Annotated in this window: 15 protein-coding genes; 8 read left to right on the top strand and 7 right to left on the bottom strand. The window is 31.9% G+C overall.

The genetic code is table 11. The annotated features are described in order from the left end of the window. Nucleotides 1-29 precede the first annotated feature (29 nt). A complete protein-coding gene (locus tag AD998_08380; GenBank protein KOY86163.1) occupies nt 30-3,797 on the bottom strand; it encodes a hypothetical protein in 3,768 nt (1,255 codons plus the stop codon). A 230-nt stretch (nt 3,798-4,027) separates the two neighbouring features. Between AD998_08380 and AD998_08375 the strand changes: the two genes are divergently transcribed. From AD998_08375 to AD998_08355, 5 genes are all read left to right on the top strand, one after another. Further along, nucleotides 4,028-5,380: a hypothetical protein gene (locus AD998_08375; GenBank protein ID KOY86162.1), complete on the top strand. Its 1,353-nt coding sequence runs from the start codon at nt 4,028-4,030 to the stop codon at nt 5,378-5,380. After that, nucleotides 5,381-6,250, top strand: a complete 870-nt coding sequence (locus tag AD998_08370; GenBank protein KOY86161.1) for a hypothetical protein — start codon at nt 5,381-5,383, stop codon at nt 6,248-6,250. 98 nt (nt 6,251-6,348) lie between these two features. Then, nucleotides 6,349-6,561, top strand: a complete 213-nt coding sequence (locus AD998_08365) for a hypothetical protein (protein ID KOY86160.1) — start codon at nt 6,349-6,351, stop codon at nt 6,559-6,561. 34 nt (nt 6,562-6,595) lie between these two features. After that, nucleotides 6,596-7,420 carry a hypothetical protein gene (locus AD998_08360; protein KOY86159.1) on the top strand — a complete coding sequence of 275 codons (825 nt, stop codon included), beginning with the start codon at nt 6,596-6,598 and terminating at the stop codon, nt 7,418-7,420. 56 nt (nt 7,421-7,476) lie between these two features. Continuing rightward, complete coding sequence (locus AD998_08355) at nt 7,477-7,773, top strand: phosphoribosylpyrophosphate synthetase (protein KOY86158.1); 297 nt, start codon at nt 7,477-7,479, stop codon at nt 7,771-7,773. Nucleotides 7,774-7,819: 46 nt separating this feature from the next. Here AD998_08355 and AD998_08350 read toward each other — a convergent pair whose 3' ends face one another. The 4 genes from AD998_08350 to AD998_08335 all read right to left on the bottom strand — a co-directional run bounded on the left by AD998_08350 (nt 7,820) and on the right by AD998_08335 (nt 13,767). After that, the gene (locus tag AD998_08350; protein KOY86157.1) at nt 7,820-10,822 is read right to left on the bottom strand and encodes an amidohydrolase; all 3,003 of its coding nucleotides are present in this window, start codon (nt 10,820-10,822) and stop codon (nt 7,820-7,822) included. 139 nt (nt 10,823-10,961) lie between these two features. Continuing rightward, nucleotides 10,962-12,260 (bottom strand): type II citrate synthase, encoded by a 1,299-nt coding sequence (gene gltA / locus AD998_08345; GenBank protein ID KOY86156.1) that lies wholly within the window; start codon nt 12,258-12,260, stop codon nt 10,962-10,964. Between the two features lie 130 nt (nt 12,261-12,390). Further along, complete coding sequence (locus tag AD998_08340; protein ID KOY86155.1) at nt 12,391-13,302, bottom strand: alpha-L-glutamate ligase; 912 nt, start codon at nt 13,300-13,302, stop codon at nt 12,391-12,393. Between the two features lie 6 nt (nt 13,303-13,308). Then, on the bottom strand, nt 13,309-13,767 hold the full coding sequence (locus tag AD998_08335) for a hypothetical protein (protein ID KOY86154.1): 459 nt from the start codon (nt 13,765-13,767) through the stop codon (nt 13,309-13,311). A gap of 111 nt (nt 13,768-13,878) precedes the next feature. Between AD998_08335 and AD998_08330 the strand changes: the two genes are divergently transcribed. Both AD998_08330 and AD998_08325 read left to right on the top strand, forming a co-directional pair. Then, the gene (locus tag AD998_08330; protein KOY86153.1) at nt 13,879-14,682 is read left to right on the top strand and encodes a CRISPR-associated protein Cas6; all 804 of its coding nucleotides are present in this window, start codon (nt 13,879-13,881) and stop codon (nt 14,680-14,682) included. A gap of 86 nt (nt 14,683-14,768) precedes the next feature. Further along, entirely contained in the window at nt 14,769-15,425 is a 657-nt protein-coding gene (locus tag AD998_08325) for a fructose-6-phosphate aldolase (GenBank protein KOY86152.1), read from the top strand. A 27-nt stretch (nt 15,426-15,452) separates the two neighbouring features. Here the strand turns inward: AD998_08325 and AD998_08320 are convergent, their stop codons facing one another. Beyond that, a complete protein-coding gene (locus AD998_08320) occupies nt 15,453-16,850 on the bottom strand; it encodes a hypothetical protein (GenBank protein ID KOY86151.1) in 1,398 nt (465 codons plus the stop codon). Nucleotides 16,851-16,913: 63 nt separating this feature from the next. On the opposite strand from AD998_08320, the gene AD998_08315 reads away from it, so the two are divergent. Continuing rightward, nucleotides 16,914-18,653: a hypothetical protein gene (locus AD998_08315; protein ID KOY86150.1), complete on the top strand. Its 1,740-nt coding sequence runs from the start codon at nt 16,914-16,916 to the stop codon at nt 18,651-18,653. On the opposite strand, the gene AD998_08310 is transcribed toward AD998_08315, so the two are convergent. Continuing rightward, nucleotides 18,650-19,375: a hypothetical protein gene (locus AD998_08310; GenBank protein KOY88117.1), complete on the bottom strand. Its 726-nt coding sequence runs from the start codon at nt 19,373-19,375 to the stop codon at nt 18,650-18,652. The two genes, AD998_08315 and AD998_08310, sit on opposite strands and share 4 nt — an antisense overlap. Nucleotides 19,376-19,465 lie beyond the last annotated feature (90 nt).

The raw sequence follows: 19,465 nt of genomic DNA, 5'->3' as shown, positions 1-19,465 counted from the left end.
ATATTTAGAAGGCTCTTTTGATTTTGTAATTACTTATAAGTAATATATTTATTTTCTATATTATTAATTTCTGTTAAAATGTCCTTAAACTTCATATAATCCTTAGCTGGTATAATTACATATTTATTACTTGTCACTTTTCTGTAAACTTTTAATGTTTGAGGATTTACTTTTGTAAACTTTAGCTCAAATTTCATAAAATCAGCATTGATGGTCACATCTTTAGGAATATCTACAAGAGTTGTTCCTTGAGGTGTTTGAACAGTTATATCCTCGATATATACATCTACATCTTCAAAATAACTATAATCGATTGGAGAATTTCTTGTTTCTTCTGTAAATACATCTATACGCCCATGTCTGACAGAATATGGCACTTTTAAAACTTTTAAGGCTCCTATTTCTGCTATTTCATTTTTTACAACATATTTATAGTTGTATTTCAATGTATCTGTTACTTTTTCAATATTCTCAAACTCCAGAGATGTTAGGGAAACAGGATTCTTATAGTCTGTTGAAATACTATTAGAAATTTCTTCCTTTCTTTTTTCTTCATTTTCATTGATAAAGTCACTTCTCATTCTTGCTCCTACAGCACCCGTTTTGATATTCTTTACATCACAAATGAGGTTATTATTCTCTATTTTAATGTTTTTAAGTCGATAAACAGTATTTTTATTGAGTGCAGTTGTCAATATTTCAATTTTATTTTCCGCTTGATTTTCACTGGTTGCAAAAGGAATGTTTAAGATAGAAGATCTATCTACACTCCAAGGCAAAGCTCCAAAAGGCAAATAAGGATCTGTAAGTTCCAAATAATATGTTTTACCATCAATATTAGCTTTTACAATACAATGGTTAAATAATAGAGCAGGTAATGGCAATGCACTTTCATTATTATCTTTGGTACTTACCAACTGTAAATTTACAGGTATATCAGCTTTTCGAGCTAAGGCAGCAAACAGCGTAGAAACATCTTTACAATCACCCAATTTTGTTGAAAGCGTTTTTGATGCTTTTTGGGGAACATAAGCACTTTGTCTGAATGAAATAGAACTGTACTGAATGTTTTTGAGGATATACTCATAAATCATTTTGGCTCTATCCAATTTTGAGATTTTCTCTATTCCATTTGGAAAAATAACCTCAAATGCTTGTTCTACTTCAAAATCTGATTTTGCCTGAAATGCAGAGATATCCGCATACCATGATGCCAAATCCTGCCAGCTATTAAGTGTTGAGATTTGTAATAACTTTTCAGAATTTTGCATAAGTTGTCCATATTTCTCAGATTTAACAGCCTTTACATTTTTATCTTCCCAAACATACAAATTGAATTCATCTACCTCTTTAATTTCTGGTTTTAAATCACTATTGAATACTTTATATTCAAACTTTCTTTCTTTAGGCATCAACAGCGAATATCTTGTTAATTCTGAAGGTACAAAAGATGAAAAATTATATGTATCCCAAAAATCTTTAGCAAAGCGTCCTCTGAAATAAGTTTCAGTTTTATATCTTATTAAAATTACATCTCCTATTTCCAAATTAGGAAAAACAACCTGATTACCACTGGTTTCTGCATTGATTTTAGCATTATTTTTCTTTATCAATTCAGCCTTCTCAATTAAAATTCTTTCGGAATATTCATTATAACCAATATTCATCTGATGCCAATAATCCACTCCTTTCTGATTCAAGACTCTTACAATAATGGTGGTATAAGTTTGCGAACCTCCTTCAGGGTAAATGATTTTATTTTTTTCATCAAATAAATAATACCAGTCATAGTCTTTGTATTCAGGTTTTAATGCACCATTTTTAATAATAGTATAGTAATCTTCATTAGGAAACACACTTTCTAAATTTGTTTTGTTTTCTAAAGTTCTGATTTTTTCTCTTGTTTTATAGTCGTTAGGATTGAAATACAAAGCCTTTTTATAAGCCTCTAATGCTTCTTCTTTTTGATTTTGCATTTGTTTGATAAGAGCATAATCTAGCCAATTTCTTGAACGATAGGGCGACTGAGCCAAGTTTTTATTGGCATACTCCAATGCTTTTGGGTAGTCTTTGATAGCGTAGTAGTAATCTCCAAGCTTTTCGACATGCTCTGGTTGTTGAGGCATGTGTTTTTCCATTTTTTCAAGCAATTTTACTCCTTTTTGAGGCATACTTTGTTGAAAATACAAACTCACTAAATTTACCATCATCTCATAATGATAGTTATTCTTCAAAAAATTCTCATATATTTTGATATTTTCTCTTTTATCCTTATTGACTTGTTGTTGGATAAGAAAATGATAATATGTAAATAAAGAATTATCTGGGTATTTTTTATAGCAGGTATAAGCCAAGCTCAAAAACTCCCTGTCTTTTTTAAGAAGTCCTAATAATCTCAATTTTTTCTCCGCCAATTCTTCTCTTTCGCCATGTTTATCAATAAGTTTTTCTAATTTCTCTTCAGCTTCTGTGTATTTTTCTTCATCTACGAGTTGCTCATAATTCAAATACATGGTAAAATAAGAGTCAGGATATTTTTCTTTGAAATCATTTAATTCTTTCAAAAACTCCGTTCTGTTTTTGGTGTCTATCAGAATCATGAGATATTCTGTTCTGATAAGTAAGTTATTAGGATCTTTTTGGAATATCTTTTGAATGATAGAACGAGCTTCTGTTATTTTTTTCGTACGGCGATAAGCCTGTGAAAGCAATAAGTAATTGATTGGATTTTCAGGTTGCTCTTCTATTTTCTTTTTAAAGAATTCTTCTGAAAAATGGGGTATCTGAGAAACTTTTTCTTCATTTTTATTGCTGGTATAAGATTGCAATTGATTGCTATATGTAATTCCCTGAATAGGTTGTAGTTGCTTATCTGTAAGCCTCACAATAAAATTAGCATAATCTTGTCCTACGTATCCCAACTGCACTAAAACTCTATTATAGCCTTTTTTTAACTTACAAGGAGCTTTGTAAATATCTAACTCTGTTCTTCTCTCTTCTTCTTCTGAAATAAACAACGCATCATTAATCCACACCTTTAATGAACCTACTGCTCCAGTTGCCACAATAGCGTCTGTATCTTCTGGAACATATACAAATGACTGAGCATATACAACGGCTGTTGATTGTGGAATGTAATGACTTGTTGTAATCCAGCCATCATTGTCTATATATTTAGGTGTAAACCACGATATTTTAGCTCCATTGGATGAAATAAATTCTTTATTTGGTTCAGGAGAAGTAATAGGCAAATATGGTTTATCAAAACCACTTCCAGATACATTATCAAAAGGCCCCACAAATTGCCATTGATTGATTGCATAAATCTTTTTCCACTCTTCCAAAGATTTATCTAATTTGTTACTATACATCCAATGTAAACCCAACATATAATACAAGCTGGTAGTGATAGATGGATGAATTTTAGGGTCTTTGAGTAAACTGTTGAGAAGTTTTAAATTGTTTGCATCTTTTTTGCCATACTCTCCTAAAACACTTTTATCAAACCATTTGGCATAAATGTAAGGGTTTAAGTCAATGCCTGACTGGTATAGCTCATAAAAATATTTGAAAGAATTGCCCATATCTCTCTCATTGTTTTCAATTAAGATAAGGGTCATACAAGCATCCACACGAGTTTGTGGATTTTGCATAGCTTTTATTAATAATTCTTTGGCTATTGGCAAATTATTTTCTCTAATAGCTTGCCATGCATCTTGGTAGGGGTCTGCAAGAACAACCAAACAACAAATGTACAATACCCATGTTGTTAGTGTTTTTTTAAGTGAAAAACTCATAAAAGGTACAATTATAGTGTCAAATAAAACTTGGTAAAATTATATGAAAATATTTATGCTTACAATACCCATGTAATATCTACAGATGTTTTGTATTTTTGAGAAAATATATATATTGAAATATTATTATATCTTAACAAGAGCAACCATATTCCAATAAAACAGTTTTACTCTTATTATATATTTTTTTATTCTATACGATGTAACATATTTGCTTTAATTTACCTTCTATGCTGTACTTTCTTCTTCGTCCTATTGTACAACTTGCTTTAAAAATATTTTTTAAACGTTTGCAAGTACATAACAAATACTTATTAAATATTGAAGAACCCATTATTTATGTAGCGAATCACCCTAATACTTTCATGGATCCCAGTATTATTGCTGTATTAAGCAAAAAAAGAGTCCATTTCCTTTCTAATGGCTCAGTATTCAATAAATTTACTCGTCCTATTTTTAAATTTTTCAATATGATTCCGATTTATCGAAAAACCGATAAATCAGACAAACCTATTTCACAAGCAGAACTTAATAAAATGAGTTTTCAAAAATGTTATGATTTTTTAGCTCAAAAAGGAACATTGCTCATTTTCCCTGAAGGGACAAGTATTATAGAGAGACGTTTGAGAGAAATTAAAACAGGAACAGCTCGTATTGCTTTGGGAGCAGAATATGAGAATAATTTCTCTTTAGGACTTAAAATTGTACCCATTGGTATCAATTATTCTGATGCTGATAAATTTAGAAGTGAAGTTTTTGTCAATGTTGGTGAGCCTATTTTACTCACTAAATATAAAAATATTTATAATCCTGAAAATTTTGAAACAATTGAAACTCTTACCAAAGAAATCGAAGAGGAGATTTCTAAACTGATTGTTGTTACAGAAGACGAAGAGCAAGATATTTTGATTTCTAACATTGAAAAAATTTACAAAAATACTCTTTTTAATGAGTTTAATTTGTCTGAAAGAAAATATGAAGAATTTATTGTAGTGAAAGAAATTGTAGAAGGAGTAAAATATTTCGAGCAAAAAGATCATCAGTACTTTAAAAATTTACGTATTCAAACTGATAATTATTTGGAAAATCTTTCGGTATTGGGCTTGAGTGATGAGGTTTTTCAGAGTTCTCATAAAAAATCTATCCTTGGCTATTTTATTGGAAGTATTTTTCTTCTTATTCTGGGATTACCTTTGTATGTGGCTGGTCTTGTAGGCAATTATCTTCCTTACATATTACCTTCCAAAATAGCTCGCCTGATTAGTACAGATATTACCTTTAAAGCTCCCCTGATGATGATGATTGGTATATTTACATTTCCAATTGCTTATGGAGTTAGTGCTTATTTAATTTGGCATTTTACACAAAATATGTGGTGGGTATTGGCTATTGTTGTGTTGCTTTCTTTGTTGGGTTATTTTGTATTGTGGTATGTGGCTCTTTGGGAGAAATTTAAAATCAATTGGCAATCTGTAAGGCTTTTTTATAAAAAACCCAGTCTGCTCAATAACCTTATTGAACAACGAAAAACTATTTTTAAAGAATTAAAGAATTTAAAAAATGAGTATTTAAAACAATTATAAATGAACCAAATTCCTACATACCATATTGAAGAAGTAAATCAGGGTGTGGTAAGTACAGAAGTCTTTTTTACAGACAAAAAATTAAGCTTCTTAAAAAGTCGCCTCAATACGCCTTATCGAAGTAATTATTTTGGTTTGGCTATTTGTACATCAGGGCAGGCAAGTCTTTATGCTAACCTTGAAAGTTACGAAGTGCAAAAAAACAGTATTATTGCAATGTCACCACTTGTGATAAAACAATGGCTAAATGTGTCTGATGATTTTGAGACCATGACTGTTTTTTTTACCAAAGACTTTTTAATCAAACATTTCTCAAATCAATATCATCTTGAACAATTTGATTTTTTTGAACTCAATACCAAGCATGTGAATTATTTTAGTGAAAATGAAATCTGTTCAATATTTCCAATTTTACAAAATATCAAAATAAATAGCAATTTGCTTCATCCTTATAAAAATGAAATCATCGCAAGTTATATCAATATTCTTCTTTTTGAGTATCAGAAAATATTTGTTGGTATACATTTTACAAAAAACTTTCAACAAACAAGAGGACAACAACTCACCAATGAGTTTAAGAAATTAGTAAATGAAAATTTTAGAAAAGAACGAAAAGTAAAATATTATGCTGATAGTTTATTTGTAACTCCCAAACACTTAACCGAAACCATCAAGCAAGAAACAGGCAAAACAGCTGGCGATTGGATTGATGAACTGTTATTATTAGAATCAAAAGTTTTATTAACTCATCCCAATTTACAAATTACCCAAATAGCAGATTTGCTCAACTTTCCAGATGCATCTACATTTGGAAAATTCTTTAAAAACTTGTCTGGTATTTCGCCTATTACTTACCGTCATAATCTCTAAAAATCTTTTTCCGACTTTTTGACTATACAAGCCGATATTCTGCCCTTTCATAATTTTTTTGATACTCATACCTTTGTATTATCAAAATTTAAAAGAATATGAAACAACCAAAAAAATGGAAAATGGCAGTTTTAGTATGGCTCGTAATTTATCCAACCATCTCAGTGATTTCAATTTTATTGGGTAATTGGCTTGGTCAACTTCACGTCTTATTAAGAACATTTGTAATGTCTATCATTTTAGTCCCATTCATGATTTTCATTGCAATGCCTCAAATCACAAAATTATTTAACAAATGGCTTACCAAGTAAATAACAAGGATTTTTATTCTAAAAGGATATGATTATGCAAAAGCAAATTAAAAAAATAAAGAATCAGTATTTTAAACAAAATGCTGTCGGACTCAAATCTGTAGATATGTTTCATGCCGAATTTGATTTTGAACCATTTTTGGTGTTTACAGAATTCCACATGGATAGACCAATTTTTGGACCACATCCACATGCAGGAGTCTCAGTAATGACTTACATGATGCCTGATAGTAAAGGCTCATTTTTGAACAGAGATAGCCTTGGAGATAAAAGCATCATTGAACCTGGTGGTATTCATGTTACACAAGCAGGCAGTGGTGTGAAACACGACGAAGTACCCAGCATAAATGGCGTGGATTGTCATGGTTTTCAGATTTGGATAAATCATGCAGATAAAGATCGTTTAGTAGAACCAAAGGCATTTCATGCTTTTTCTAAAGATGTTCCAGAATTTAAAAATGAACAAGTTTTTGTAAGAATAGTACAAGGTGAATTTGAAAGCTTGAAATCACCTATTGAGTTGGTTACCAAAACAGCTATATTAGACGTAACTTTACAGCCTAATAGTTCAATAGAATTTGATGCTCAAGAAATGGCATTTGTCTATCTAATTTCAGGTGAAATTACGATTGCTGATAGAGAAATTCCAGCAATTTCTATGATAACTTTTGAAAAAGAAGGAAACAAAATATATATAAGTACAAAAAATACAATTGCAAATTTTATATTTGTATCTGGTACACCTCATTATGAGCCTATTGTATATGGAGGTCCTTTCGTAATGACAACACAAGAACAAATGTTAGAAACACAAAAAAGATTACAACGTGGAGAAATGGGTATTTTAAATCCTTTGTAATACTAAAAACTTAAATCTCAAGCAATTTAAAATAACTCAAGCTTAAAAATTAGATTATGGAAAATTACAGTAATTTAATAGAAGCCATTAATGGTCTTCGTAATGAAGGTTATAACGAAGATTTTAATCTCAAACAAAATTGCATCGAATGTAGAAGTGGTCAATATAAAATTTTTCATGATGAATTCCATATTGATAAATTCTTTCGTTTTGATGGAAATACGGACCCCTCTGAAGAGAGCATTATTTATGCTATTTCTTCTGAAAAGTACAAGTTAAAAGGTATTTTAATCAATGGTTATGGTGTAACATCTGAGTCACTAACCAACGAAATGTTAGAAAAACTAAAATAACTGAATTACTATAATATAACAAAAGCCGTCTAAATGACGGCTTTTGTTATTCTTCTTCTTGTTCGTGCATATCTTCACAATGCCAAATATGTTGTTTACGAGGCTGAGGACGTTGTGAGGTAGCCCCTCCAGCTTTTGCACCTATCATTTTTTGTGTTAGTCTTGCTCTTTCCTTCTTAATATATTCTCTTGCTTGAGCATCTTTTTCAATATCAAAGTAAATAGTTCCTTCCACAATTGTTTTTTCAGCTTTTGCATATACAGAAAGAGGATTATCAGACCATAAAACCACATCTGCATCTTTTCCTACCTTGATACTTCCCATTTTACTATCCAAATGAAGCATTTTAGCAGGATTCAGTGTAATCATTTTTAAAGCTTCTTCTTCTGAAATTCCTCCATATTTTACTGCCTTGGCAGCTTCGTGGTTTAGTCTTCTACTCATTTCAGCATCATCAGAGTTGATAGCTACTACCACACCCACTCTACTCATTAAGGCTGCATTGAAAGGAATAGATTCCTTTACCTCATTTTTATAACCCCACCAGTCTGCAAATGTAGAGCCTGCTGCACCATGTTGAGCCATTTTATCAGCTACTTTATAGCCTTCCAAAATATGTGTGAAAGTATTCACTTTAAAGTTAAACTTCTCTGCAACTTTCATCAACATATTGATTTCAGATTGCACATAAGAGTGACAAGTAATAAAACGTTTTTTATTCAAAATCTCAACTAAAGCATCCAATTCTAAATCTCTTCTAAAAATTTTAGGGTTTTTCTTATCTTTTCCTGCATCTTGCATTGCTTTTTCGTATTCTTTGGCTCTTGTAAAGGCATCTACCATTACTTGTTCCACACCCATACGTGACTGAGGGAAGCGGATTGTGTAATAGTCGCCCCAGTTTGCTTGTTTTACGTTTTCACCCAATGCAAATTTGATAAATCCATCAGCCCAAGTAATACGCATTGCTTCAGGCGATTCGCCCCATTTAAGTTTTACAAGAGCTGATTGCCCTCCAATAGAATTTGCAGAACCATGCAACAATTGAGCAGCTACCACACCACCAGAAAGGTTTCTGTAAATATTAATATCTTCTGAATTGACAGCATCATACATGCGTACTTCAGCAGTTACAGACTGTGAGCCTTCATTAACAGCACTGAGTGCAATGTGTGAGTGTTCATCAATAATACCTGCTGTTAGGTGTTTGCCCGTCCCATCAATTACTTTTGCATCTTTTTCTGAAAGGTTTTTACCTATTTTAGCAATTTTTCCATCTTTCAAAAGTACATCTGTGTTTTGTAAAACGCCATCTTGCTCATTTGTCCAAACAGTTGTATTTTTAATTAAGATTAACTCCTGACGAGCTTTTTGCTCAGAGCCATGAGCTACAAAAGGATAAATCACTTTTCCTATTTCTTCCTTTTTATCATCTTTTTTGGATTCTGGAGTTTTCTTTTCAGGAGCATTTGCAGAAAAATTAGCTTGCCATTTTACTGGTGTCCCATCAGGCAGCTGTCCATCGCCTTGCAAAGTTTTGTCTTTTATCCAACCACTCAAACGGATTTGGTTGGCTGGCTTATTTTTTTCAGGATTGAAAGAAAGACTAATTAAATCTTTATTTCTCTGTGCCTTTGCTGCTATTTTGTTGGTATCAGTAGCTATTTTGATATTGTAGCTGGGATTCACCATATCACCCTCAATGAATAACTCGAAATTTTGAGTCCCAACTTGTAATTTATAAATACCTCTTATATCAGAGAGTCCCCAATCTGATAAAATATGTCTATTACCCTGTACCCAGTTTTCGTACATGATAGCATCTTTTTCAAAAAGGTCTTTGGATGTAATGATAAAATTAGCAATCATACCTTTTTTAAGACTTCCTAATTGATTTTCTACACCTAAAAGTTGAGCTGGTGTAAAAGTAAGAGCTTTTAAAGCAATTTTTCTATCCAAACCTACTTCTGTTGCTTTGCGTAGTGCTGCAAGGAAAGACGAACGATTTTTTAGATCTGATGAAGTAAATGCAAAGTTTACTCCTGCATCTGCAAGCATTTTAGCATTGTAAGAAGCTAATTCCCAATGTTTCATTTCGGAAAGGCTCACCATCACAGCATCCAAAGGGTCTTCTACATCATAAGCATCAGGGAAATTGAGAGGAATAATAAGAGAACCTTTTGTTGCCTTGATTTCATCTAAACGTTGGTACTCATCACCACTACCTTTGAAAATATACTGCTTTCCGAATTCATCTCCAATTTTATCTGCTCTTAAGATGTTAAGTTTACCATTTGCTTCAAAAATTTGAGGTAAACCTTTCATTTGGTTAAATGCCTCCAAAGATAAGTTCATTTCTTTATCTGTACCTTTATATTGAGCATACCAGTCAGCATCCAAGTACACCTGACGAATAAGGGCTATTCTACCCATCAAAGAGCTTGGAAACTCTTGACGAGAGCTACCATTGCGTAATGCCAAATGCCCTGATGCCTGATTTTTTAGAATCAAGCTGTTTTCTTTATCATTGTGTAAGCTTACAAGCGTTCCAGAACCTCTTACAATGCCATCTTGTTGGTGTGTAAGTACAGTTCCAAAACCTAATTTGCGTAGTTCTTCTGCTTTTTTATCATCAGCTTTGAAAATTTCTGCTGCTTTTACTTCTGCTTGTACAGTCTGATTCCAATAGAAAGCTCCTTTCTTGTTGGTTTCGTATTGTGGGGATGGAGAGAATCCTGCTGGCTTTACTTCAGGCATTCCATAATCAGAATACATATCAATGAATGAAGGATAAATATGTTTTCCTTGTAAATCTATCACTGTAGCCTCTTTAGGTGCAGGAATATTTACTCCTTCTATCATACCATTGCGAACAAGTAATGTTGCATTTTCTTGTTTGGTTTGGTAATCCACCCAAATAGTAGCATTTTTGAAGTAGTAAACAGTATTTTTTTCATGTTTCGTTTCACCATTGGATGGTGTGAGTTGCTGAGCAAAACTGACAGTAGCCATTCCCAATGCTACTATCACAGATAAGATTTTATTCATTTAGATTAATAAACGTTTTATTACTAAAGTTTGCCAAATTTATAATGTTCTGCCTAAAAAACAAATAAATACTTTGTTTTAAAGCTATTTGTAAACTATAAAACAAAAAACAGCCTTTTCAGGCTGTTTTTTTGAGGATTTATCTTTTTTCTACAGGAATGTAATCTCTTACTTTTTCGCCTACATACACTTGACGAGGTCTGCCAATAGGCTCTCCATTTTGCCTCATTTCAAGCCACTGAGCAATCCAACCTGGTAAGCGTCCCAATGCAAACATTACTGTAAACATATTTACAGGAATACCCAAAGCTTTGTAAATAATACCAGAATAGAAATCCACATTTGGATATAGTTTTCTGTCTACAAAATATTGGTCATTAAGAGCTGCGTGTTCAAGTTCCATTGCAATATCTAACAGAGGATCTTTTACATTCAAAGATTTTAGTACATCATCTGCTGCTTTCTTGATGATTTTGGCACGAGGATCAAAGTTCTTGTAAACTCTATGTCCAAAGCCCATCAAACGGAAGCCACTATTTTTATCTTTCGCTTTTTCAACAAACGATTTCACATTGCCTCCCTCAGCATGTATTTCTTGAAGCATTTCAATTACCTCTTGATTTGCACCACCATGCAAAGGTCCCCAAAGGGCATCAATACCAGCTGCAATAGAAGAGTATAAACCTGCATGCGAAGAACCTACTAAGCGTACTGTTGAAGCTGAGCAGTTTTGTTCATGGTCAGCATGAAGAATTAATAATTTATCAAGAGCTTTTGCTACAACTGGGTTCACCTCATAATTTTCTACAGGCAAACTAAACATCATGTGTAAAAAGTTAGAGCAATAGTCAAGGCTATTTTTTGGGTAATTAAGTGGATGTCCTTGAGAGTTTTTATAAGACCATGTAGCAATGGTTGGTAATTTAGCAATAATACGAATAATGGTAAGGTCAAGATATTGTTTATCTTTGATATCCATCCCTACCGCTTTTGGGTAAAATGCTGATAATGAAGTTACCAAGGCAGAGAGTACACCCATAGGATGAGCATTTACGGGGAAACCATCAAAAATTTTACGCATATCTTCATTAACCATTGTATGCGTTCTGATTTCGTCAGTAAATTTAGTTAATTCTTCTTTTTTAGGTAAATATCCATAAATCAATAAATAGGCAACTTCCAAAAACGTAGAGTGTTCTGCAAGTTGCTCAATTGGATAGCCTCTATATCTCAATATACCTTCTTCTCCATCTAAGAAAGTGATAGCACTTTTTGTAGCACCTGTATTTTTGTAACCACTGTCTAGTGTAATAAAACCAGATTCATCGCGAAGTTTACCAATATCAATGGCTTTTTCATCTTCAGAACCTCTAATAATTGGTAATTTGTAAACTTTACCTTCGGCGTGTAATTCTGCAAATTCTTTGTTTTCTGACATAAAACTATTGGTTAAAGGGAATATATACAATGATAACAGTAAAGTTGTGTTAATAGAGCAATCTTATTAAATAAAATCCATTTTGACAAAAAATGTTTTAAATTTTCATAAAAAAGTGATAAAAATATAATTATAGTCCTATTTTATCTTTTTTATCTTCATGGCTTTTTTGATAGTTCCTTTCTACATATTCTATAATTTTTCCTGCAATATCTACTTTTGTAGCTCCTTCAATACCTTCAAGTCCTGGCGAAGAGTTTACTTCTATGATAAGAGGTCCTCTTTGAGATTGTAGCATATCTACACCACAAATAGGCAGACTCATAGCCTTAGCCGCTTTTTCTGCCATTTCAATTTCTTGATCAGTCAGTTCGATGGCTTTGCCTTCTCCCCCTCTATGCAGATTTGACCTAAAATCGCCTTTTTTACTTTGTCTTTTCATAGAAGCCACTACTTTCCCATCTACAACAAAAGCTCTCACATCAGCTCCACCTGCTTCTTTGATAAACTCTTGCACCAAAATATTTGCTTGCAGTCCATAAAATGCCTCTAAAACGGATTTGGCAGCATTTTGTGTTTCAGCAAGTACAACACCCAAACCCTGTGTACCTTCCAAGAGTTTGATAATGACTGGTGGTCCACCCACTTGCTGAATCAAATAATCTATTTCACTGGAATGGTCGGCAAAGGCTGTTTTAGGAATATCTACGCCTGCTTTTGTCATAATTTGCAAGCTTCTAAGTTTATCACGTGAGCGTATAAGAGCCAAAGAACTCACAGTTGTAAATACCTTTTGCATTTCAAATTGTCTGATAACAGCACTTCCATAAAAAGTAACAGATGCCCCAATACGAGGAATAATAGCATCTACATCTTGAATAAGCCTTGTACCTGTATATACAGCAGGATTTTCCCTCTCCATAACCATATAGCATTTAGAGTGATTGATGACTTCTATTTGATGCCCTCGTTCTTTGGCAGATTCTACGAGCCTTCGTGTTGAATATAAACTGGATTTGCGAGATAGTATTGCAATTTTCATTTCTGTTTAAGTTTTAGCGATTTTTGATTTTTTTTTGAGTTGATATGAAATATTCTTTTGTGATACATCTACTAAAAATTGATTTTCTAAAAACTTTTTTCCTAAAAGTATAGGAAAACGCATTTCCATACGATTTGCAAGAGTGAAGTCTGTTTTATAGATTTTTCCAAATAATTTAATGCGAATTTTTACAACATAACGTTCCTCTTCATCTCCAAACGAATTTCTGATGATTGTTTTGGTAAAATTTCTAAATATAAATTTCTTTTTTGCATATAAAGGATGCTCCGAATCTAAAACCTTAAAGGTTAATAATTTTCTATTTTCTCTTTCTATTTCCTCTATTTTATATGCATGAATGGCAGAATTATCCGCCCCTGTATCAATTTTACACTTAATTCTTTTAAGCTTTAACGATGGCAAATCTATAATATCTGTAGCCCCTATAATGATTTTACCTTCCATATATCATTAACAAATAAAACAAATATAGAATTTTTATCAATTTTTATGAAATACTCGAAACAATTTAATTTTACATAAGGTTGCAGATATAGAATAATAAAAACAGCACCAATGAGAGTAAGAATTGTATTTACCCTGAAGAATAAAGGAGCTATGGTGCCTTTCCATCATCAGCAACTTATATATGACTTGGTTAACCATCTTATGCCTAATTTTAGCATAGAACATAATCATGTATATAGTTTTTCAGGATTAAAAGGACAAACACAAGTAAGCCAAAAAGGGCTACATTTTTTTTCTAGTAAAGTGACATGGGTAGTTTCTACACTTAGCCCTATTTTTTTACAAAAATTAATTGAATCTATTTTTAAGAATCAAGAATTGAAAATTGGTGAGCTTCTTTTAATTCCAGACTATGTAGAAAGAGAAGTTTTTCCTGAGCCTACTACTACAACACAGTTTTTGTGTATATCTCCAATTGTACTTGTAAGCCCTATGAAAAATAGCTTTTATGCAAAGCACTTTGTATCTCCTTCTATTGACTTATTTTCAGACTTACTTTACCAATCAACCCTTTCACGTATAGAAGAAAGTGGGTTGTACAGCAATAGTGAAATAGATGAGTTTTATAAGTTTCAGTTTGTTCCAGACCAAGCATATTTAGAAAAAATAAAGAACAACGATAAAAAATTTGCAAGAATTTATACACTACAAGACGAAAATCAAAAACTTGAAATCAGAGGTTATACTTTACCCTTTACATTGTATGCTCATCCGAAAGTTCAGAATTTCGTAATAAATTGTGGATTAGGCTCTTACAATCATAAAGGTTATGGCATGCTCGATTTGGCAGATCATAGCAAAACAGAAAGGGAAATTTTGCCTCATTGGGAAATGGTAGCAGTAAGTAACTAAATTTCAAACAGGGATTCATTTTTGTATTTGTGCTTTTTTTTTGTTTGCTTTGCCAAAAATTCACAATTTACCAACTCATCTTTTTTATGAAATTCTTTATTGATACTGCAAACATTGCCGAAATTCAGGAAGCAAATGATTTAGGCGTTTTGGATGGTGTTACAACCAATCCTTCTCTGATGGCTAAAGAGGGTGTTACGGGCAAACAAAATATTTTAGATCACTATGTAAAAATCTGTAATATTGTAGATGGTGATGTAAGTGCAGAAGTTGTTTCTACTGATTTTGCAGGAATGGTAAAAGAAGGTGAAGAATTAGCTACACTTCATAAAAATATAGTAGTAAAAGTTCCCATGATTAAGGATGGTGTAAAAGCTATCAAATATTTTTCTCAAAAAGGGATTAAAACCAATTGTACACTTGTTTTTTCGGCTGGTCAGGCTATTTTAGCTGCTAAAGCTGGTGCAACATACGTTTCTCCATTTATAGGTCGTTTGGATGACGTTTCGACTGATGGCTTGGCTCTTATTGAACAAATGGTTCAGATTTATCAGAATTATGATTTTGAGACACAGATTTTAGCTGCTTCTGTTCGCCATGTCATGCATTTGGTACAGTGTGCAGAAATTGGTGCAGGCGTAGTGACTTGCCCTCTTAACGTTATTACAGGGCTTCTAAAGCATCCTTTAACAGATAGTGGATTAGAAAAATTCCTTGCTGATTATAAAAAAGGTAATTCATAGAAAAAGGAGGCTTTGCCTCCTTTTTTGTTAAAAGCTCCCTCTATAAATATTTCCAAAACGTTTTGATGGGTTTTTAGTGGCTTGCTCATCTGTACAAGTTTCAAAATTTACCCTTCTGCGTTTGTAATCTATTTTCATAAAACGCTCCAATAATTCAAAATTGATAGTGTTAGTATTTTGATATACAGCCTCTACTATCGTATCAGAAATAATGTTATAAATACTTGCCCCATTTACCTGATAATCTTTTGCCAAATATTCTACTAAATCCTTGTCAAAAGTAAAGGATGATGGTAGTGCCTTTTCCCAAAGTAATTTTCTTTCCTCTTCCAATGGAAAATCGAAATGAATATGCCTACGAATACGACGTTGAAAAGCTTTGTCTAAAGTATTTTCTACATCTTGAATATTGGTTGCTAAAATAGCTACCCCTGAAAACTCTTCTATTTTTTGAAGTAAATAAGCTGTTTCTTGATTTGCATAACGGTCTCTGGCATCTTTTACTTCTGTACGTTTGCCAAAAAGAGCATCAGCTTCATCAAAAAACAACAGACAGGGTTTACCTGTGAATCTGTCAAATATTTTTTCAAGATTTTTTTCAGTTTCACCAATATATTTAGAAACCACTCTAGATAAATCTACGATATAAACAGGCAAATTCATTTTTTTACCTAATGTTTTGGCTGTGATACTTTTACCTGTTCCAGGCATACCCGAAAACACTACAATATAGTTTTCTCTAACTTTTCCTTTTACATTTTCAAAGCCAAGCATTTTATCTCGAACTTCCATGTATTTCATCAAATCTTCCAGTTCATCTCTGATGGTTTGGGAAAGTGTAATATCATCAAAATTCAGGCTTGTAGAAGCCAAATACGCTGGAAAACCTGCATCTTCATCCAAACGAGGCTCTTCACCTGTTAAGAAATACCTTAAATAGGTATTGGGTATTCTGAAATGATAATTTATCCAATCATCTTCTTTTTCCTCTGTTTCACGTTGTGTTCCTAAGCAATTAACGATAAGTATTTGGTCTAAAATGAGTCTATTACGAGGGTTTAAAATCGCTAAATGCTCTTGCATCAAAGTGTAGTCCTCTCCTGCTGAAAGAAAAAGCACTGTTTTGATAGTGGGGACAAATACATTGAGGTGAGGTTTTATAAAACCTCCTATTTTGTATTTTAATTCATCATCGTCTGTTATAAAATGAGCCAATATTTCAGGTTTTATGGATTTTGCAAGTGCTAAACCTAACCAAATTCTTTCTATCAAATTCATTTTTTGATTCTGAAGCAAAATACTGTAACTTTCGTTAGATAATGGTGGTTCTGTGATAAGAGTATTATCCTTCTCAACAATGCTCGTTTTAGATATAATTAACCTTTCTATCCATTCTAACTCTTTTTCTATAAATGTTTTTTCCATTGATATTTATATTTCATATTTTGCATCTAAAAATAGAGATTTCATTTTATTGCCTATATACTTATGAAAGATTTTTTTTACGGAGGCGTTCATAAAAAAACTAATAATTCAACTTGGTTAGAAGAGGAAGAGGATATTAGACAAACCGAAGAATTTCGTAAAAACTTTGATAATGCTTCTTACAAAGAGAAACGTAGGACTTTACTTGCAAAAGAGGAAGCCAAAGAAAAAGGTATAGAGTTTGTTACACCTAAACATTCTCCTTATGATAAAAAACATAAAGTCAAGCGTAAAGAGAATTTATCTTTTATTACAAGAAAATATTTTCCTTATATGCAAAATGACTCAGAAGAGTTTATTGCCAAGCGTAATGAAATAGCTTCTGCAAATCATATTCTATACCCTACAAAAATTTATATTGGACAAGAACTTTTAATTCCTATTTCGGAAGAGGAGCATCAAAAAACTGAAAAATATTATCAAGATAGACTCATACAAGCTGACAAGGATAAAAGCCATCTTAAAATGGAGATTCCAGCAAATACATTAAAAGGAGCAGATAAAGAAGCCCAAGAGGGTAAATTACTTGCTGAAAAACACCATCTTTCGCTCAATGTTATCAATGCTGGAGCATATAAAGAAAAAGATGTAAAAGAAATGCTTTTGAGAAATATCAGTAAAATGCTTTTTATTTCTACACATGGTAACTCCATCATAAACAAAGAAACTGGTGATGAAGTTCAAGGAATTAGTACCAAAGAACTAACTGAAAAGCAAGAAAACAGAAAAGAAAATGATGGTTATTTGAGTACAGATGAGCTTAATAATTTGGGTGTATTGAATGATATTTATTTGCTTTTTCTTAATGCTTGTGCAACAGCCTCTAAAGATATAAACAACCAATCAACGATTACTAAACTTTTTGAAAATAACCAAGTAGAAAATGTTATAGGCTCCTATTGGAATATTGATGATGATTTTACTTATCAGTTTGCTATGGCTTTTATTGAAAATTTAGCCAAAGATAAAAGTATGGATGTTTCCAAAGCTCTCAGAACTACTCAATTACAAGCTATAAGAGAATCCAAAGAGGCTGAAAGGCTTTTTAATAGTCATCCTAAAGTTATCAAAGCTCAAAAAGATAAAAGTAATGCTCAAAAGGCTTTTGATGAAACTCCATTTATATCTGATGAACAATGGAATACAATCTCCAATAATAAAAGGCAAACCAAAAAAAATCTTGAAATTATAAAAAAGAAAGTTAGTGATGAAATAGCAAAGAAAGGTAGATTCTATCGGGCTGGTTATCAAAGACCTTATTTCTGGGCTGCTTACCAACATTTGAGCAAAAAATACAATAAAAAAGATTATACCCTAAAGCAAACTATCCAAGATATTGATTTGAATGGTGTAAATGCTGAACAATTACAGATTTTACAAAGCAAATTAGAAAGTAATGAGGCTATTGTGGATATCAGAATACCCTCAGAACCAGATGATAAAACTCAGATATATCAAGCTATTATTGTTACCAAAAAAACTTATCAAAAAATGGATATTGGAGATAAAGATGAAGGTGTAGTTTTAGGTAATTATATAAAATCTAACAAATATAATACTTTTTATAATGAATCTTATGAAAAAACTTGGAGTAAAATAGATGTTATATTACAAAAAAATAAAATATCCAAGATTTACATAATTGCCCAAGAAGACTATAAAAATATAAGTTTTAACGCTTTATTTGATTATCAAAATCAAGTGTTTCTCATTGAGAAGTATGAAATACAATCTCTATTTTAATATGATAACTTAGGGATTTTCTTCTTCAATTCTTTCAATTTTTCTTGAGGAATTTTATTAGATGTTATCCTAAAATATACTAAACTTTCAATATTATTTATTTCCACAGGAACATCCATGAGAAGATTCCCTGACATATGTACATATTTCAATTTTTTGCAATTCCCAATAGACTTAGGAATACTCTTAATTTGATTGGTTTCTAACCAAAGCTCTTCTAAATTTCCTAATTGCCCTATTTCTTCTGGTAAGCTTTCTAATTGGTTATTACTGATGAATAAATAACGCAAGTTTTTCATGTTTCCTATTTCTTTGGGTAATGTTTTGAGTTCATTGTCATCTAAAAATAAATAACGTAAGTTGGTTAATCTTCCTATTTCTTTGGGTAAGCTCTTTAGTTTACAATCAGATAAATTTAATTCTCTTAACAAGGTAAGTTCTCCTATTAATGGGGATAATTTGATTAAACCCTCATTGATACGTAAGGCTATTAAGTTCTTAAAGTTTTTAATGTGGAAAGTCATTTCATCCATTGATTTAATATAGATTACTTGCAAAGATTTGAAAGAACTCATTTCCGAAAAATCATATTCATAACCTAGATAAAAAACTTTTACATTTAAAGAATCTTTTAGTGCTTCTTTAATGTCCTCATATTTTTTTTCCTCATTTATTACCCAGTTTACACAATTATCTTTAAATTCAAATGTCCCTCTACTCATACAATCTTTAGAATCAGTATAAGCATCAGTTTTTTGGGCGTGTAAACCCATTATTATTCCTAAAAAATAAAACGTAAAAATACATTTTTT

Source organism: bacterium 336/3 (genome assembly GCA_001281695.1).
GTDB lineage: Bacteria > Bacteroidota > Bacteroidia > Cytophagales > Thermonemataceae > Raineya.
This window is presented reverse-complemented; position numbering and strand designations above follow the sequence as displayed.